At 44.4% G+C, this 15,631-nt stretch carries 16 protein-coding genes; 7 read left to right on the forward strand and 9 right to left on the reverse strand.

Annotated features, from left to right (window positions below; translation table 11 throughout):
• Positions 1-154 precede the first annotated feature (154 nt).
• From IM507_RS12230 to IM507_RS12240, 3 genes are all read right to left on the reverse strand, one after another.
• Complete coding sequence (locus tag IM507_RS12230; RefSeq protein ID WP_287637097.1) at positions 155-3,457, reverse strand: efflux RND transporter permease subunit; 3,303 nt, start codon at positions 3,455-3,457, stop codon at positions 155-157.
• 6 nt (positions 3,458-3,463) lie between these two features.
• Entirely contained in the window at positions 3,464-4,663 is a 1,200-nt protein-coding gene (locus IM507_RS12235; RefSeq protein WP_190538077.1) for a proton extrusion protein PcxA, read from the reverse strand.
• Positions 4,664-4,911: 248 nt separating this feature from the next.
• On the reverse strand, positions 4,912-6,045 hold the full coding sequence (locus IM507_RS12240; protein WP_287637098.1) for a glycosyltransferase: 1,134 nt from the start codon (positions 6,043-6,045) through the stop codon (positions 4,912-4,914).
• A gap of 293 nt (positions 6,046-6,338) precedes the next feature.
• Between IM507_RS12240 and IM507_RS12245 the strand changes: the two genes are divergently transcribed.
• From IM507_RS12245 to nblS, 3 genes are all read left to right on the forward strand, one after another.
• Positions 6,339-6,518, forward strand: coding sequence for a hypothetical protein (locus tag IM507_RS12245; protein ID WP_002800600.1), 180 nt, complete (start codon positions 6,339-6,341; stop codon positions 6,516-6,518).
• A 75-nt stretch (positions 6,519-6,593) separates the two neighbouring features.
• A complete protein-coding gene (locus IM507_RS12250; RefSeq protein ID WP_002737573.1) occupies positions 6,594-6,941 on the forward strand; it encodes a DUF4359 domain-containing protein in 348 nt (115 codons plus the stop codon).
• 115 nt (positions 6,942-7,056) lie between these two features.
• Positions 7,057-9,048, forward strand: a complete 1,992-nt coding sequence (gene nblS / locus IM507_RS12255; protein ID WP_002735697.1) for a two-component system sensor histidine kinase NblS — start codon at positions 7,057-7,059, stop codon at positions 9,046-9,048.
• Here nblS and IM507_RS12260 read toward each other — a convergent pair.
• Together IM507_RS12260 and IM507_RS12265 are read right to left on the reverse strand one after the other, a co-directional pair.
• Positions 9,029-9,388, reverse strand: coding sequence for a hypothetical protein (locus IM507_RS12260; protein WP_002735775.1), 360 nt, complete (start codon positions 9,386-9,388; stop codon positions 9,029-9,031). The genes nblS and IM507_RS12260 overlap by 20 nt on opposite strands.
• Before the next feature lie 77 nt (positions 9,389-9,465).
• A complete protein-coding gene (locus IM507_RS12265; protein WP_002737932.1) occupies positions 9,466-9,873 on the reverse strand; it encodes a hypothetical protein in 408 nt (135 codons plus the stop codon).
• A 44-nt stretch (positions 9,874-9,917) separates the two neighbouring features.
• Here IM507_RS12265 and IM507_RS12270 point away from each other — a divergent pair, with 44 nt between their 5' ends.
• From IM507_RS12270 to folE, 3 genes are all read left to right on the forward strand, one after another.
• Positions 9,918-10,823, forward strand: a complete 906-nt coding sequence (locus IM507_RS12270; protein WP_123230753.1) for a hypothetical protein — start codon at positions 9,918-9,920, stop codon at positions 10,821-10,823.
• A gap of 336 nt (positions 10,824-11,159) precedes the next feature.
• Positions 11,160-11,888, forward strand: coding sequence for an SDR family oxidoreductase (locus tag IM507_RS12275; RefSeq protein WP_069474366.1), 729 nt, complete (start codon positions 11,160-11,162; stop codon positions 11,886-11,888).
• Between the two features lie 49 nt (positions 11,889-11,937).
• Positions 11,938-12,636 (forward strand): GTP cyclohydrolase I FolE, encoded by a 699-nt coding sequence (gene folE, locus IM507_RS12280; RefSeq protein ID WP_002738197.1) that lies wholly within the window; start codon positions 11,938-11,940, stop codon positions 12,634-12,636.
• 63 nt (positions 12,637-12,699) lie between these two features.
• Here the strand turns inward: folE and IM507_RS12285 are convergent, their stop codons facing one another.
• Positions 12,700-13,338: a phosphoribosylanthranilate isomerase gene (locus tag IM507_RS12285; protein ID WP_123230752.1), complete on the reverse strand. Its 639-nt coding sequence runs from the start codon at positions 13,336-13,338 to the stop codon at positions 12,700-12,702.
• 120 nt (positions 13,339-13,458) lie between these two features.
• Here IM507_RS12285 and psaK point away from each other — a divergent pair, with 120 nt between their 5' ends.
• Positions 13,459-13,725 (forward strand): photosystem I reaction center subunit PsaK, encoded by a 267-nt coding sequence (gene psaK, locus IM507_RS12290; protein WP_002736399.1) that lies wholly within the window; start codon positions 13,459-13,461, stop codon positions 13,723-13,725.
• Between the two features lie 553 nt (positions 13,726-14,278).
• On the opposite strand, the gene IM507_RS12295 is transcribed toward psaK, so the two are convergent.
• The 3 genes from IM507_RS12295 to IM507_RS12305 all read right to left on the reverse strand — a co-directional run.
• Positions 14,279-14,506 carry a hypothetical protein gene (locus IM507_RS12295; RefSeq protein WP_002773466.1) on the reverse strand — a complete coding sequence of 76 codons (228 nt, stop codon included), beginning with the start codon at positions 14,504-14,506 and terminating at the stop codon, positions 14,279-14,281.
• 280 nt (positions 14,507-14,786) lie between these two features.
• Positions 14,787-15,314 (reverse strand): DUF3011 domain-containing protein, encoded by a 528-nt coding sequence (locus tag IM507_RS12300; RefSeq protein ID WP_123230751.1) that lies wholly within the window; start codon positions 15,312-15,314, stop codon positions 14,787-14,789.
• A gap of 145 nt (positions 15,315-15,459) precedes the next feature.
• A partial coding sequence (locus IM507_RS12305) for a photosystem II protein D2 (RefSeq protein ID WP_271931852.1) occupies positions 15,460-15,631 on the reverse strand: 172 nt, incomplete at its 5' end.

A 15,631-nucleotide genomic window follows, 5' to 3' on the forward strand; every position in this document is an offset into this window, starting at 1 on the left:
GTGGGGAGACCACTTCGTGCGCGTTGCGGGGGGAAAGTGGGGAGGTGGGGGAATTTCAACTAAAACCCTAAAACCCTAAAACCCTAATACCCCAAAACCCCAAAACCCTAAAACCCTAATACCCCAAAACCCCAAAACCCCAAAATCTAACACCCTAGTCATTCCCAGACTGAGGAGAGATTTTCAAAGAGGAAATGGCCCCTTCTTCTATCGGGGTTTCTGATGTATTTCTTTCCCCATCGAGAGAAGGGGTTTTTTTGCCGCCAGAACCGCCACTTTTCGGGGGTTTCGAGGAGAGGAATCGGGCCTCGAACTGTTTGATCAGCACATACAACACCGGGACGAGAAATAAACTCAACACCGTGGAAATCAGATAACCGCCTAGGATTGCAGTTCCTAGGGACCAACGACTCATCGCTCCGGCGCCGGAAGCGATAACCAAGGGCAAGAAACCGACTAAACCGGAAATAGCCGTCATCAGAATTGGTCTTAAGCGTTCCGTCGAGGCCCGGGCTGCCGCATCGGGAATACTTAAACCCAAAGTACGGGACTGGTTAGCGAATTCCACGATCAAGATGGCATTTTTAGCCGCTAAACCGATCAACATGACCAAAGCCACCTGAGCATAGATATTATTATTCACCGCCGGGAACAGACTACCCACTTGTAGGAAATTCGCCCGCAACAGTAAGGCCCCCATGGCACCTAGGATCGCTAGGGGAACGGTAATCATGATGATAATCGGGTCGATATAGCTTTCGTACTGGGCTGCAAGGACGAGGAAAACCACGATAAAGGCTAATCCGAAGATAACTGGGGCAGCCCCGGCGGAAGTTTTTTCTTGGAAAGCCGTACCCGTCCAAGCGTAACCGAAACCGGGCTGCAGGACTTTCCGACAAACATCTTCCATCACTGCGATCGCCTGTCCCGTACTAAAACCGGGAGCGGGACTACCCTGAACGTTAATCGAGGGATAGAGGTTAAAGTTAGTGATAATCGGTGGATAGGTGAAGCGTTTGACGCTAACCAAACCCGATAGGGGAATATTGGCCCCAGTACGGGAACGGACGTAAAGACGGTTAATATCTTCGGGATTAGAACGATAATCCGCTTCTGCTTGGGCAAAGACTCGATACAAGCGATCGCCTAAGACGAATTGGTTAACGAAGTTGGAACCGAGATAGGTTTGCAGGGTTCCGAAAACGGCCTGCATATCGACGTTTTGCGCCTGTAGCTGGTTGCGATTGATGGAAAGTTCCAGCATCGGCGTGTCGGTGGTAAATTGGGTGAAAATTCCCGATAATTCCGGTCTTGTTCGGGCCTCGGCCATGACGTTATTAGCGTTGGCAATCAAAGCGTCCATGGGAAAAGAAGCGCGGTTTTGGATAAATAACTCGAAACCGCCGGTAGAACTTAATCCATCCACGGGGGGCGCATTAACGGCGAAAGCGCGAGCATCTCGGACTTTAGTGGCTAATTCTCGGTTAATTTTCCTAAGAATGCCGAAAACTGACTTATCTTCCCCAGTCCGTTCCGACCATTCTTTTAACTTGACAAAAAATAGCCCTTGGTTGCTGCCACTTCCGGCAAAACTAAAGCCCGCCATACCGACAAAGTGATCGATTTCTTCAATACCGTCGAGAATTTCTTCGTTAATCTGACGGATAACCTGGTCAGTGTAGCGCAGGGAAACCCCGGGGGGTGCTTGCACCAAAACGAAGGCATAACCTTGGTCTTCTTCGGGGATAAAACCCTGGGGAGTGGTGCTATAACTCCAAGCTGTGAGAAAGAGGGCGGCGATAAAGAAGGGTAAGACCAGAAACCTAACTCGGATCAGAAATTCGATCAAGCGTCGATAACCTTCTTTAACTGCGTTGAAACCCCGATTAAAGCCCTCGAAAAACAGTCCCAAGGGTCCGCGGGTGCCTTGGGGCGGTTTCATGATAATCGCCGACATGGTGGGGGAAAAACTGAGGGCGTTAAAGGTGGAGATCAGAATTGAAGCGGAGATGATGACGGCAAATTGTCGATAAACGATCCCCACCGTACCGGGGAAGAAGGTGACGGGAATAAAAACCGCAAATAGTACAAGAGAACTGGCAATTACCGCCGAGGTTAACTCACCCATGGCATCGAGGGCAGCTTGAAATGGCCGCATTCCCTGTCGTAATTTTTCCGATACCGCTTCTACGATCACGATGCCGTCGTCCACCACTAACCCGGTGGCCAGAATGACGGCAAACAAGGAGAGGTTATTGAGAGAATAGCCTAAAGCCAGGGCGACGGCCATGGTTCCGATCAAAGATACGGGAATAGCGATCGCTGGAATGATCGTGGTGCGCCAATCCTGAAGGAAGATAAAAATGACTAGAATAACCAGTAAAATCGCCTCCACCAGAGTGCCAACGGCTTCTTCCAGGGAAGCGGCGACAAAGGCGGTATTATCGAGGGTAATGGCGATATTTAACCCCGGGGGGAAACTTGGTTCTAGTTCCGCCATTTTCTCTTTTACCAGTTTGGCAGTATTCCAAGCGTTGGAACCGGGCAACTGATAGACGATATAGACGACGGCGGGGGATTTGTCGAAATAGGCGGCGGTACTGTAGTTTTCTGCTCCGATTTCTGCCCGTCCCACGTCTTTAATGCGGATTAAATCGCCATTTTCCCCGACTTTGACGACGATATTTTCTGCTTCCTCCCCGGTGGCAACCCTACCAACGGCGCGAATTGCGATCTGGAATTGCTGCTCTTCGGGACTGGGATCACCGCCAATTGTCCCCGCACCCACCTGAATATTCTGTTCTCGGATCGCCTGTACTACTTGTTCCGCCGATACGCCCCTAGCGGCTAAAGCATCGGGATTAAGCCAAAAACGCAGGGCGTATTCCCTTTCCCCGATGATGGTTGTACTACCAACCCCCTCGATCCGGCGAATCTCGGCATCGATGACTCGATCAACAAAGTTACTTAAAAAGACCGTATCGTAGGGATAATTGCCCTTTTCGTCCGGTTTGGCGGAAATCCCGTAGGCAAGGGTAACGCTGGGGGATTGGGTATTGGTTGTCACCCCCTGCCGGTTCACTTCTTCTGGTAAACTAGCGGCGGCGGTACTGACGCGGTTTTGTACCAAGACTTGGGCAATGTTCCGATCCATTTCCACCGGGAAAAAGACATTCACCGTACTTTGTCCAGTGTTGGTACTCTGGGACTGCATATAAACAATCTGTTCTGTCCCGTTAATCTGGCGATCAAGTACCGTGGTAACGTTATCCTGTACGGTTTTGGCATCGGTTCCCAAATAGTTGGCATTTACCGCTACCTGAATAAATGCCAACTGCGGCAGTTTTTCTAGGGGTAAAAAGGGAATAGCGATCGCCCCGATCAAAACGATTAAAATCGAGCAAACTGTGGTCAGAACGGGTCTTTTAATGAAAGTATCGGCAATACTGAGGATCATAGGGCGTTACTGGTTCATTTTTTCTAGGATAGTTGCGGCAGTGGGAGATTTACGAGTCAGATAATTAAATATTAATAGTTTAAAGATGGTATCTAGGATAACGGGAACAGTGGCCACAAACAAGCTGATAAATGTAATATTCTCGCGCCAACCAAAGTGCCGGAACAAAGTTTCTAAGATTACCGTCCAACCTTCCGCTGAGTGAAACCCGACAAATATATCGGTAAAGAGGATAAAGATAAAGGCTTTGGTGATATCATTTAAGCTGAGAAAATAACGACTAACATAAGCTCGCGTAATTGCCAATTGTTGACGACCAAAAATTAAGATGGCAATAAAGGCTATTACTCCAGTAATATCGGAGAGTAAGTTTTTCCAACCATCTTGACTTTCATAACCCGCTTCTCTGAATAATTCTTGCACCTGTTCCCGAAAGGTTTCTTCTGATTCTTGCCCTGCTTTTGCTACTCCTAAAACGTGCTTGATTTCTTGTATTTCTTGAAGTCTAGCAAATTCCCTGAGATATTTTTCACCAATTTCCTGAGAAATATAAACTTCTGATATTTTCGCTCTATCCACACCAAAATAGTTGAAGACAGGGCTAAAAATAAAGTTTCTACTAATAACCTGCACCGAGAGAGGAACTAAAATAATAATCAGGATAAAACGGATAGCGATGCGCTGCTGTTGTCGCAGGGTACGGAGTTGTTTGATGACAGTTTGTTCGTATTCGGGGGTTAATTCTTGCTGGAAGTTAAAAAATTTATTACTGGTTGCAGGAGAAATTATCTGGTTATCTTTATCCCTGGGTTTATCACTGGTGAGATTGGTATTGGGCAGATTTGGGGTTTGATTATTCGGTAATGGGGGCAGCAATTCCCCTAAATCTAGGCGATATTTACCGATAATATCCTCGATCACCTTTAAAGTCTCTAGGATGTTATTATTTTCTGGGTTAGTTTGCGGGTTAAGAAAATTACCCAGACGCACTTGAGTTAAATCGAGACGTATCTGGAACAATTCTCGCTCTAGGGTACTTTGAAAGTAATCATAAACACTTTTTCCTCCCACGGCAGCTGGGGAAATTTTTTGTCCCCCAAAATGTTGATCTTCGATCGCTTTAATTTTCAGCGCTCTCTGATAAGCTGATTCTAAGGCCACTAAAGAGCGTCTTTCTACCCATTGATTAACTCGATTCCAAGGCACGGCTATAATCCTCGCTTTTCTGTCATCACAAGCACCACGGTAAGCTATCAGCGTTGGCTAGATAGCTACTTTCGAGAAATATCCATAATATTACATTTTGGGCGCATTGACTGCATCCTCACCATTGGTGAAATACAACGTTTCTCATCAAAATAAAGTGTAACCTAATTTGTTATCGACTACCGATGACTGACTCCCTAAAACGAAAACCTCCTAGCTCACCATCAGGATAACTGCTCTAATTAAACTTAGCAATAATTTTTAGATATTGAATGTTCCTCTATAAACAAACTGTAAGCATTTCTAAAAACCTCTGGAGTGAATTTATTAGCCTGTTGCCGACAACTTTCTGGAGCAATTCTATCACCCTGATCCACAAAATATTTAACCGCTTCTACCAAAGATTGGGGATTTTGTTCCCCAAAAAGTAATCCTGTTCCCTGGGGAGGATTTTCCCGCAGATCCCGCACGGTTTCTAAAGCACCTCCAGCAGCAAATGCAATCACGGGAGTACCACAAGCTTGCGCTTCCACTAAAGCAATACCAAAATCTTCACAAGCAGCATAAATAAACGCTTTTGCTCTCGACATATATTCTGCTACCATTCGATCAGAAACCGCACCTAAAATCTGAATATTATCCCTGGCTAACTGTCGAATTAAAGCCATCTGGGGACCATCTCCAATAACCACTAGGGGTAATCCCAATTGATTAAACGCTTCCACAATTAAAGGGACTTTTTTATAACTAACCAAACGAGAGACTACTAAATAAAAATCTTCTTTTTTCTCTTGGTAGGGAAAACGCTCAATTTGTACGGGAGGATAAATAACTTTTGCCTCCCGTCGATAACAGCGCCAAATTCGTCTAGCGGTGTGGTGGGAATTAGCCAGAAAATAGTCCACACGATTAGCAGAAATCACATCCCACTGACGCAAACCATGCAAAAGATAACGGGTGAAAATACTGGGTAATCCCTGTCCTAACTTACTATTAGCCAGATAGTCAAAAGTTAAATCCCAAGCATAACGCATCGGAGTGTGACAATAACAAATGTGAACCTGATCCGGTCGTATTAAAACCCCTTTAGCCACACAATGGGAGGAGGATAAAATCACATCATAATCCTCTAAATTTAACTGCTCGATCGCCAAGGGAAGAAAAGGTAAGTATTTTTGTACGCCATTTCTCGCTTTCGGGAAATTTTGCAGAAAAGTTGTCCCGATCGAGCGACCATAGAGATAACTATCGGGATTAGTGGACTCAAAATCGATCAAAGCGTATAAATCCGCCTCTAGACATTGTAAAATCTCCCTAACCACTAATTCCGATCCCCCCGTCGCTTTTGGGGTTAACCACTCGTGAACCAGAGCGTACTTCATAGGATAATCAATAATCTCAGCCGTAATTATAGCAGTAAGGGATTAGCAGTTTAAGAGTTTACTTTCCGGCTTTCTCTTCGCCAAAATTACCGACACATATCCGATCACGGTAAAAAACCCTAGGAAGAAATTGTTAAATTTTTCAAGAAAAATTGCAAAGTTTAGTAAAAATTACTAGCCAGATCAGATGATCGAGTTCATAATGGGGATCAAGGAAAAAATAGGCTTAAACCGATTGGGATCAAGAAAAACTAGCTTTATATACAAAACATAACTAATTAATGAGGTTTGCTATGATCACCCTGCAACAAGTGCGCTGTCCTAATTGTGGAAATTTTGCCGAAAGACAGCATATTTTAGAACACCATCTCGTTAGCACCGCCTGTTCTCACTGTGATTATCTGTTAATTAGTTGCAGTCTCACGGGAAATGTACTAGAGTGCTATGCACCCGGTATTGGTTTAAGAAATTAACACTGCCCCCTAGCCAGATCGAAAATGTCTTGTCAAAATTAGAGTGAGAAGACAAAATCAAGGAGCTAAGTAGCTATGGGGGGTAATTTCTTCAAGGGAGCGATCGCCCTGGGGGTAATAGCGGGGATTATGGGATTTACCAATCCCCCCCAAGAACTTTACAGCGAATACGCCGCCGAAAAACTTCTCGCTCATGCCGACAAAATCGCCTGCGAGAAAATCAGTCTCTGTGACTCGATCGATTCTTTACCGGTGGCAGCCAGAAATGTGATCAAAAATCAAATCTTAAAACCAGCGATCGAAACCTCTAGTCAACGGCAAAATTTAGGTGTGTTCAGTATTTACACCACAGAAGTACCGGGGGTGGCTAAAATTAGAACTATTGGCGCTTTTGGGCATTTCTTAACTTTCTCGGAGACTTAGGCTTTGATTAGTGCTGGTTTAACGGCTACCAGCTTAATAATGAGTTAAGATAATCATGTTAACCCGCGATTTGAGCGATAGACTCCTTAAGAACACCGATTAATGCTGCCTAACCGTGTTTAATTTTCTGCCCATTCTCCGAAAAGCGATCGCCCGTTGGTGGTCCGAATTCACTCTCCAAACTAAATTAATGGCTGCGGCTACTTTAGCCGTTTCTTTGTTGATGAGTGGTTTAACCTTTTGGGCGGTTAACACGATCCAGCAGGATGTGCGTCTCAATGATACCCGTTTTGGCAGGGATTTAGGGCTGTTATTAGCCGCTAATGTGTCCCCTCTGATTGCTGAGGACAATTTAACCGATTTAGCCCGTTTTTCAGCCCGTTTTTATAGTAGTACCTCCAGTGTGCGTTATTTGATCTACGCTAACGAGGAGGGTGAAATATTTTTCGGTATTCCCTATTCTACCGCCGAAGTTAAAAATTCCCTGACGATCGAGCGTCGCATTCAATTACCGGAAAATTATGGCGAAAATGGGGAAACTCCCCTCATCCGTCAGCATAAAACCCCCGACGGTGAAGTAACCGATGTCTTTGTTCCCTTGAATCATGAGGGCAAATATTTGGGAGTATTGGCGATCGGGATCAATCCTAACGCTATTGTGGTGGCTTCTTCTAATCTAACCCGTGATGTTACTATTGCCGTTTTTGTCTCGATTTGGGCCATGGTGATTCTCGGGGCAGTTTTTAATGCTTTAACTATCACCAAACCAATCAAGGAGTTATTAGTCGGGGTCAAAAATATTGCAGCGGGAAATTTTAAGCAGCGCGTTGATTTACCACTAGGAGGAGAGTTAGGGGAATTAATTCTCAGTTTTAATGAAATGGCGGAAAAGTTAGAACGATACGAGGAACAAAATATCGAAGAAATGACCGCCGAAAAAGCCAAACTAGATACGTTAATGTCCACTATTGCTGATGGAGCAATTCTCTTAGATACTAACTTTCAATTATTATTGATTAATCCCGCAGCTCGGGAAATATTTGGCTGGGAAGATCAGGAAATTATCGGTAAAAATGTTCTACATCTTTTTCCTTCGGAGTTAACGGTTAAACTAACTAAACCTCTCTATCAAATTGCGGCGGGAGAAACCCTCCAACCAGAAGAATCCGCTAATCAAAATCAGAAAAATGCTGTTATTTATCAGGAAAATAATAACTATTCCCCGGCGGAATTTAGATTGTCTTTAACTCACCCGAAACCCTGCACAATTCGCATTTTGTTAACTCAGGTATTCGATCAGTATCGGGAGAATGTCCGGGGAATTGCTGTGACGCTACAGGATATTACCAGAGAAACAGAATTAAATGAGGCAAAAAGTCAATTTATCAGCAATGTTTCCCATGAGTTAAGAACCCCTTTATTTAACATCAAATCTTTTATTGAAACCCTGACAGAATTTGGTGAGGATCTCAGCGATACAGAAAAAAGAGAGTTTTTAGAAACCGCTAATCATGAAACCGATCGCTTAACTCGTTTGGTTAATGATGTTCTCGATCTTTCTCGGTTAGAATCCTCGCGTAACTATAACTTAGATGCGCTCGATATCGGACAATTAATCGAACAAACCCTGAGGACTTATCAACTCAATGCTAGGGATAAAGGACTAGAATTAAGCTCGGACATTGAAGCCAATTTACTGCCAATTTTAGGTCATTATGATCTACTCTTACAGGTATTAACTAATCTAGTCGGTAACTCCCTAAAATTTACTCCTGCTGGCGGTAAAGTGGTGATTCGTGCCTATGAAATCAGCAAAGATAATCCCCAAGAAACTCTCAAAATTCGCGTGGAAGTATCCGATACTGGTATTGGCATCGATGCCGAGGATCAAATTGCTATATTTGATCGCTTCTATCGGGTAGAAAATCGCGTTCATACCCTAGAAGGGACGGGATTAGGATTATCGATCGTCAAAAATATTATCGAAAAACACTATAGTCAAATTCATTTGATTAGTGAAGTGGGAATTGGCACAACTTTCTGGTTCGATCTAGATTCATATCAAGGCTCGATCGCCAGCAAAAAAATTAACGACGTGAGTTTATAAAAGCCAAAGTAATACTGCCCAAAATCATGGTTAATAATAGCAATAATCCCTTATTTCTGAGACACCAATTTTTAAAAACCCTAGGAAGAGGGAGAGGAGGAATTTTTTCGGCTATTATTTGGCTATTTTTGTATAAAGTGCAGCTGGTAGCGTAGGGACGTTGGGGAAAATTACAGCTATCATCGCCATGATACAGACAAGTCTCACACAAAAACTCGCCAGTGACAGCTTGATGTAGGGTCATGCCGGGATGACCATAAGCCTTTAAAATATTAGAACAGTAGGGACATTGTAAGGCTTGACTATCGACCTTGTGCTGACAACGAGGACAGGTAATCATGATCGCTAAATTTTCCCTTTGAGGATTGTCATTGCTGATGATCATAGACTATAGCAAAATCCCCTGGCTTTTTCCAGTTATCTCACTAAATAGCTGCGCCATTGTGAGGCAACTTCTTCCAGTAAACGCCAAGTTTTCCCCTCGATCTGTCTTTGTAAATAAAGATCAAAATTGTTGTGTTGTTTGGTATCTTTTTGATGGGGCAATTGTAGAGTTAGATCGTAATCTCCCTGCAAGTGATAAGCGGGCAAATTACCCACATAAATCGGTTCCAGACTGGTGACATTAATTTTAGCAATTTTTACCGACGGCTCATCGATCTGTAAAGATTGACTAAGGCGATCGGATGTGTGACGAAATTGTAATAAAAGGGCTTTGGTGACGATTTCTCCAGGGGGGGCAAATTCTTGGGGGGGAGTGACACTACCACAAGCAGTCAGGAAGACAAGGAAAATACTGGTTAAAAAACTGAGAAAACGGCGCATAGAATGATATTTTGAAAAAGAATGGCAGCGAGTTAAGAAAGATTATGACTCAACCAAATGAGCGAGAGAATTTCAGCCAAGCAGAAACGGTGATCCGACTACAAGAGGCGATCGAGCAGTTAAATTCGATCGTTTCCCAACTTAACACGGGAACGGGGATAGTGTTACCCCCAAAAGTTGCTATTGATAATCTTCTTAACTCAACGCAACAGTTAGCCGCTGCTTTAAAACCAGACGAATTCGCCGGAGTTGAGCAAAGTTTAACCCCAGATTCTCCCATCGAAGCAGCCGAGGGAATCGACGATATTTTACCAGATTTCGAGCAGGTGGAAGGTTGGTGGACGGCAATTTTGAACAAAATTCGCCGACTTTTACCGGCAGGAATTAGCGAAAAAATTCCCGATTGGTTAATCACCGGCTTGTTAACAGGAAGTTTAGTCACTATCCTCTTAGTAGCCGTGATCAGCTTACCGAAAAATCCGGCGGAAATTGCCGAAAATATGCCCGAAGTTATCCCTAGTCTCCCACCGGCAGCCGGGGAAATTATCGAAACCCCCCCAGAATTAACCGCACCAGAGGCACCGATTCCCGTCCCGATTACTAAAGCAAAACCACGATTAACTCCCGAACAAAGTTTAGTCGCAGCTATTCAAGAGGAAATTACCGATTTAACTACTCGTTATCCCACCGGGATTATTTCTACTATAGAAGCGGACTTTTTGGCTAGTCGTCTAGTAGTTATTTTGGGCGATAATTGGTATAGTCTCGAGGCATCACAACAGGATAAATTGGCTAATTCGGTTTTTCAACGTTGCCAAAGTCTCGATTTTCGCCGCTTGGAAATGAAGGATAATGAAGGAATTCTCCTCGCTAGAAGTCCCGTTGTCGGCGATCAAGTGGTGATTGTCAATCGCACTCAACCCACCGCTGCCATCTCCTCCGGTGAGTAGTTTTCAGCGCGGGGGGAGGGAGTTTCAAGGCAGCCTCAACAATTCTTGCCCACCAGTCCGCTTTTTTCCCTCGCTGGTTAGATATCTGAATATACACAAAGATTAGTGATCCCTGACTTAACAGTGCTATAATTGGCTAGGTAAAATTTTGTAACGATTCTTAATCTTGAACCTACCCGATAGTCAATGCTTCCCCCCGCCCGGGTGGGCCGCAGCCATTTTGGTGCGAGAAAAATTGCTCCGATCTAACCCAACTCCCTTAAAACTTTCTAGGGTCCCCCTAACCGCCAAAATTTTGCCCTAACTACCAAGAATTAAGAGATTTCAAACTATACCATGAACTCTGTTATTCGTCAACAGCGAGCGCTGATCACCGGAGCCAGTAGCGGCATCGGCAAAGAAACCGCCCTCGCTTTCGCCAAGGCGGGAATTAATCTGGTTTTAATCGGTCGCGATCAGCAAAAATTGGCAACCGTGGCGGCAATGGCGGCAGATTTAGGCGTATCAGCCCAAGCTTACCCCTTAGATTTGGCAGATATCCCGGAAGTAGCTCCTAGTATCGCTAAAATCGCCCAAGAATCCGGACCGATCGATATCCTGATCAATAATGCTGGCATGGGTTACACAAATCCCTTAGCTGACACACCTTTGTCAGACTGGCAGCGGGTGATCGATCTGAATTTAACCAGTGTTTATCAGTGTGTGCAAGGAATTTTACCTGCTATGCGTCAACAGGGAGGAGGCACGATCATTAACATTTCCTCGATCGCCGCCGATAATTTTTTTCCTGATTGGGGGGCCTATAGTGTCAGCAAAGCTGGATTAGTGGCATTTTCTCGCATTTTAGCGATCGAGGAGCGGGCTAACGCCATTCGCATCACGATTATCATCCCCGGGGCTGTCAATACTCCCATCTGGGACAGCGATAGCGTCAAAGCAGATTTCGATCGCTCGGCCATGTTAACCCCGGATATCATCGCTCAGGCCATTCTGCAAGCGGTGTTACTGCCCAAACAGGCCGTAGTGGAAACGATGACCATTATGCCCAGTGCGGGGGCATTATAACCCGAAATACTTCTATTTATCAATCAATTCGCCTACAGGCATCCTCATTATGACCATAGCTTCTTCTAACGGTTTAAACGGTAATCTAACCGACGCTATCCAAGCACGCGTGACCACTCGCCCCGATCGCAACACCCACAATGGCAAAACCGCTCAAATTCATCCAACTTCCGACGAAAACAAAGAACAGATGATGGATGCGGTCAGAAATATCCTGATCTCGGTGGGGGAAGACCCCGAAAGAGAAGGTTTATTAAAAACCCCCAAACGGGTGGCCGAAGCGATGCAGTTTCTCACCCAGGGCTATCAACAATCCCTAGAAACCCTCGTTAATGGTGCGATTTTCGATGAAGGTCATAATGAGATGGTATTAGTGCGCGATATTGACTTCTTTAGTCTCTGTGAACATCATATGTTACCCTTCATGGGTCGGGCCCACGTTGCCTATATTCCTAACCAAAAGGTGGTCGGATTAAGTAAATTGGCCCGCATTGTGGAAATGTATTCCCGTCGTTTACAGGTCCAAGAGCGCCTCACCCGTCAGATTGCCGAAGCGATTCAAGAAATTCTCGACCCCCAAGGGGTTGCGGTAGTCATGGAAGCAACCCATATGTGCATGGTAATGCGCGGGGTGCAGAAACCGGGATCTTGGACTGTCACCAGTGCCATGTTAGGAGTCTTCCAAGACGAGCAGAAAACCCGCGAGGAGTATCTTAACCTGATCCGTCATAAACCTAATTTCTTCTAGTCAGGGCAATGGGGAAATGGGGGAATTCAACTAAAACCCCAACACCCAAAACCTTCTAACTGATCACTGATCACTGATTTTTTGCAGTCGCTCTAGCAAGAGGGCGACTTTTTTGAGATCTTTATCACCAGGCGATCGCTCAACGCCGCTAGACACATCAATACCCTGGGGGTGCAGCCTGGTTAAAGCTTCACCAATATTATCGGGGTTGAGTCCTCCGGCGAGAAACCAGGGCAAGGGGGGCGAAAAACTGGCTAAGGCTTGCCAGTCTAAGGTATGTCCCGTACCGCCGAGTAATTGGGGATGGTAGGCATCTAAAAGCAAAGTATCGACGCTATTGAAGTAAATTGCCGACTTTTCCCAACTTTCTCTGTCTTTGATCCGCAAAGCCTTGATAATTTCCCGGTCGGGTAATAATTGCCGCAGCCTTTGGCAATATTCGGGAGATTCTATACCATGTAACTGCACACTTGTCAAGGGGGTTTTAACAATTATTTGCTGAATAATTTCCGGTTGCTCGTCGGCAAAAACCCCGATAAAATCAATTTTGTCGGGTATAGCGGCGATAATAGCGTTAATTTGCTCGATTTTGACGTAACGAGGCGAACTTGGTACGAGGATAAAACCTAAGGCCGTAGCTCCTAAATTAGCGATCGCTTGTCCTTGGTCTGGTTGGGTAATGCCGCAAATTTTAATTCGCATTTAATCTTATTCACAAAACGTTACAAAAACTGTTAAGTATTCAAACAAAAAGCAGTTTCGGGTCAAGAGCTTTTTATAATGCCCTGTGATTAACAAAATCTTATCAAGACTGGAGTGCCAATGATCCCTTCCACCTTACTTTTAGCCACTGCTCAAACCATTCCCTGGAATTTATCCGTCGGGATTACCATGACCTTAGCTAACCTAGTAGCCTTCGTTATCGGTTATTTTGCCATCCAAAATACCGGAGCAGGTCCGGCTTTACCCTTGCCGCAGTTGGCCTCGAAAAAAAGCTTCGGTCTGCCGGAATTATTGGCTACCATGAGTTTTGGCCATATTCTCGGTGCGGGACTGGTTCTCGGTCTTTCTAATGCGGGTATTCTCTAATCAGTAATCAGTAATCAGTAATCAGTGACCGGTAATCCTCAGAGAGAGGAGCCAGTAGTCAGTAGTCAGGAGAACTAAGTATAAAGATATTTTAGGCAACTTCATCCCTATTTTCCCATTTTTGAACTCTCAAGAGTTAATTATGTCAGAAGTCTAGTAATCGTCCAGAGCGCGTGATTATTCTGGCTGCTGGCGAGAAAATTAAGAAAGCAGTGGCCCCAGTCGAAGCTGGATACTTTGCTGACGAAGAAGAAGCAGTATTTGCTAAATTAACTCATGAAAGTTAGATGGCTGCGGAAAGAAGTATCGAAAATAATTGGTAAATGCGAACGTTGCCAATCGCTTAATTAATCGTAAATATTGCCTCTAAAGTTAATCTCATAAATAAAGATTTCGTCTGTCTCCTTTTAACTCACCTTTAAGTTTTTTGATATCAAGTTCTTCAGGGGGATAAACATTTTGAGTTTCAAGGCAGGTTTTGAAAATACTAATTTTAGTCAAAAAAGATTTTCGGCTATTGGCATCTAGTTTCTCCAAAAATTTATTGGCTGATTTACTGATCCTGATCTTCACGATTAAACCAGTCTGTAATATCAACGAAGCCGTCGTCTTTGTAATCAACAGGATTAAAGTTTGCTTCTATGTCAGCTTGTTCTATATCATCAACATAGGGAATCAGCATCTCGAAGAATTTAAACCATTCTTCCCGCATAACTTCGCGGACGCTTTCCTTGATGATAGTTTTGAGCATTAGAGCATCTAAGGTGTTTGCCGGCTCCATATATTTTCCTCCAATCTACTTGAATTCTAGCAGCAGATCAAGAAAACGGGTTTCTTACAGCAGTTATCTTAAAGATTTTAGTTTTCTCAAGCCACTGTTCGAGGCAAGTCAAGAGATTGGGAGAGATTCAGGTAATCTAAAAATAGGCGGTTAAAGTGGGTCTTAGCTTACCTGATAACGTTCTTAAAATCTATCTTCAGTAAAAGTTACTCATTTTAGCTATCTAGCTATATAAATGAGTAACTTCAAAAGGTTTTAGATAGGTTTTTGGTTTCTATATTTAACCCCGATCCTCACAAACAAAGTCCACTACTCGATCGATTTCCCGGGATGAGCGGATGCGACGACTACCGCTGCCGAGTTCGCCACCACGACAATTGGCCCACCAACGCTCGCGACTGCCATTAACGATCGCATCAAATTCTCTAATTCTGCCACTATCATAATAACTGCGGCGATCAACGACAAAACGACCGATATTGGGGAGGCGAAATTCTTCATAAACATTACCGTCCCAACCGCCACCAGAATTACCGTGATGGTCGTCGGTGCGTACCTCAAACTCGCCCCGACAACCATTTCTCACCACAATATTGCCGTTTTGGAAATCCCAATTACCCTCACAGGGAGCAGCGGAGCGAGTGCGGGTTAATCTGACTTGGGCCCATCTAGCGTTGACGGGACAGCGAGTAGTGCGACCGCTTTGACTTTCACAATTAATTCTCGTGGTTCTGGCCGCTGCTGGCTCGCTCCCTAGGGGATAAATTAGCAACAAACTGAGACTAGATAATAAAATTTGGCGAAACATTGTCTTAATCTCCAAGAAATTCTCTAGTTTATCTTACAGGGGTATCAAGAAAATGAGTAGTAGTGCTTGAAGTGCCTTAATCAACAAAAAAGAAGGGTGATTTAACTTCACCCTTCCCCCTATTCGGTAAATTTTCTTGCCATCCTTAGAGAGCGTTACCGCGAGGTAATACTTCTTCAGGGAAGATAAAGTTTTCGTGGGGTTGGTCTTGGGGAGCCATCCAAGCTCTCAGACCTTCGTTAAGCAGAATATTTTTAGTGTAGAAGGTTTCAAATTCTGGGTCTTCCGCCGCTCTCAATTCCTGAGAAACGAAGTCA

The organism is Microcystis sp. M20BS1, from assembly GCF_020245305.1.
Taxonomy (GTDB): Bacteria; Cyanobacteriota; Cyanobacteriia; order Cyanobacteriales; family Microcystaceae; genus Microcystis; species Microcystis ichthyoblabe_A.

What these genes read in the sequence shown, in the direction of transcription:
- IM507_RS12300 (WP_123230751.1), bottom strand. Translation starts at nt 15,314, where the DNA reads ATGTTTCGCCAAATTTTATTATCTAGTCTCAGTTTGTTGCTAATTTAT.
- IM507_RS12270 (WP_123230753.1), top strand. Translation starts at nt 9,918, where the DNA reads ATGACTCAACCAAATGAGCGAGAGAATTTCAGCCAAGCAGAAACGGTG.
- IM507_RS12245 (WP_002800600.1), top strand. Translation starts at nt 6,339, where the DNA reads ATGATCACCCTGCAACAAGTGCGCTGTCCTAATTGTGGAAATTTTGCC.
- IM507_RS12275 (WP_069474366.1), top strand. Translation starts at nt 11,160, where the DNA reads ATGAACTCTGTTATTCGTCAACAGCGAGCGCTGATCACCGGAGCCAGT.
- IM507_RS12230 (WP_287637097.1), bottom strand. Translation starts at nt 3,457, where the DNA reads ATGATCCTCAGTATTGCCGATACTTTCATTAAAAGACCCGTTCTGACC.
- psaK (WP_002736399.1), top strand. Translation starts at nt 13,459, where the DNA reads ATGATCCCTTCCACCTTACTTTTAGCCACTGCTCAAACCATTCCCTGG.
- IM507_RS12260 (WP_002735775.1), bottom strand. Translation starts at nt 9,388, where the DNA reads ATGATTACCTGTCCTCGTTGTCAGCACAAGGTCGATAGTCAAGCCTTA.
- IM507_RS12240 (WP_287637098.1), bottom strand. Translation starts at nt 6,045, where the DNA reads ATGAAGTACGCTCTGGTTCACGAGTGGTTAACCCCAAAAGCGACGGGG.
- IM507_RS12295 (WP_002773466.1), bottom strand. Translation starts at nt 14,506, where the DNA reads ATGGAGCCGGCAAACACCTTAGATGCTCTAATGCTCAAAACTATCATC.
- IM507_RS12250 (WP_002737573.1), top strand. Translation starts at nt 6,594, where the DNA reads ATGGGGGGTAATTTCTTCAAGGGAGCGATCGCCCTGGGGGTAATAGCG.
- folE (WP_002738197.1), top strand. Translation starts at nt 11,938, where the DNA reads ATGACCATAGCTTCTTCTAACGGTTTAAACGGTAATCTAACCGACGCT.
- IM507_RS12285 (WP_123230752.1), bottom strand. Translation starts at nt 13,338, where the DNA reads ATGCGAATTAAAATTTGCGGCATTACCCAACCAGACCAAGGACAAGCG.
- IM507_RS12265 (WP_002737932.1), bottom strand. Translation starts at nt 9,873, where the DNA reads ATGCGCCGTTTTCTCAGTTTTTTAACCAGTATTTTCCTTGTCTTCCTG.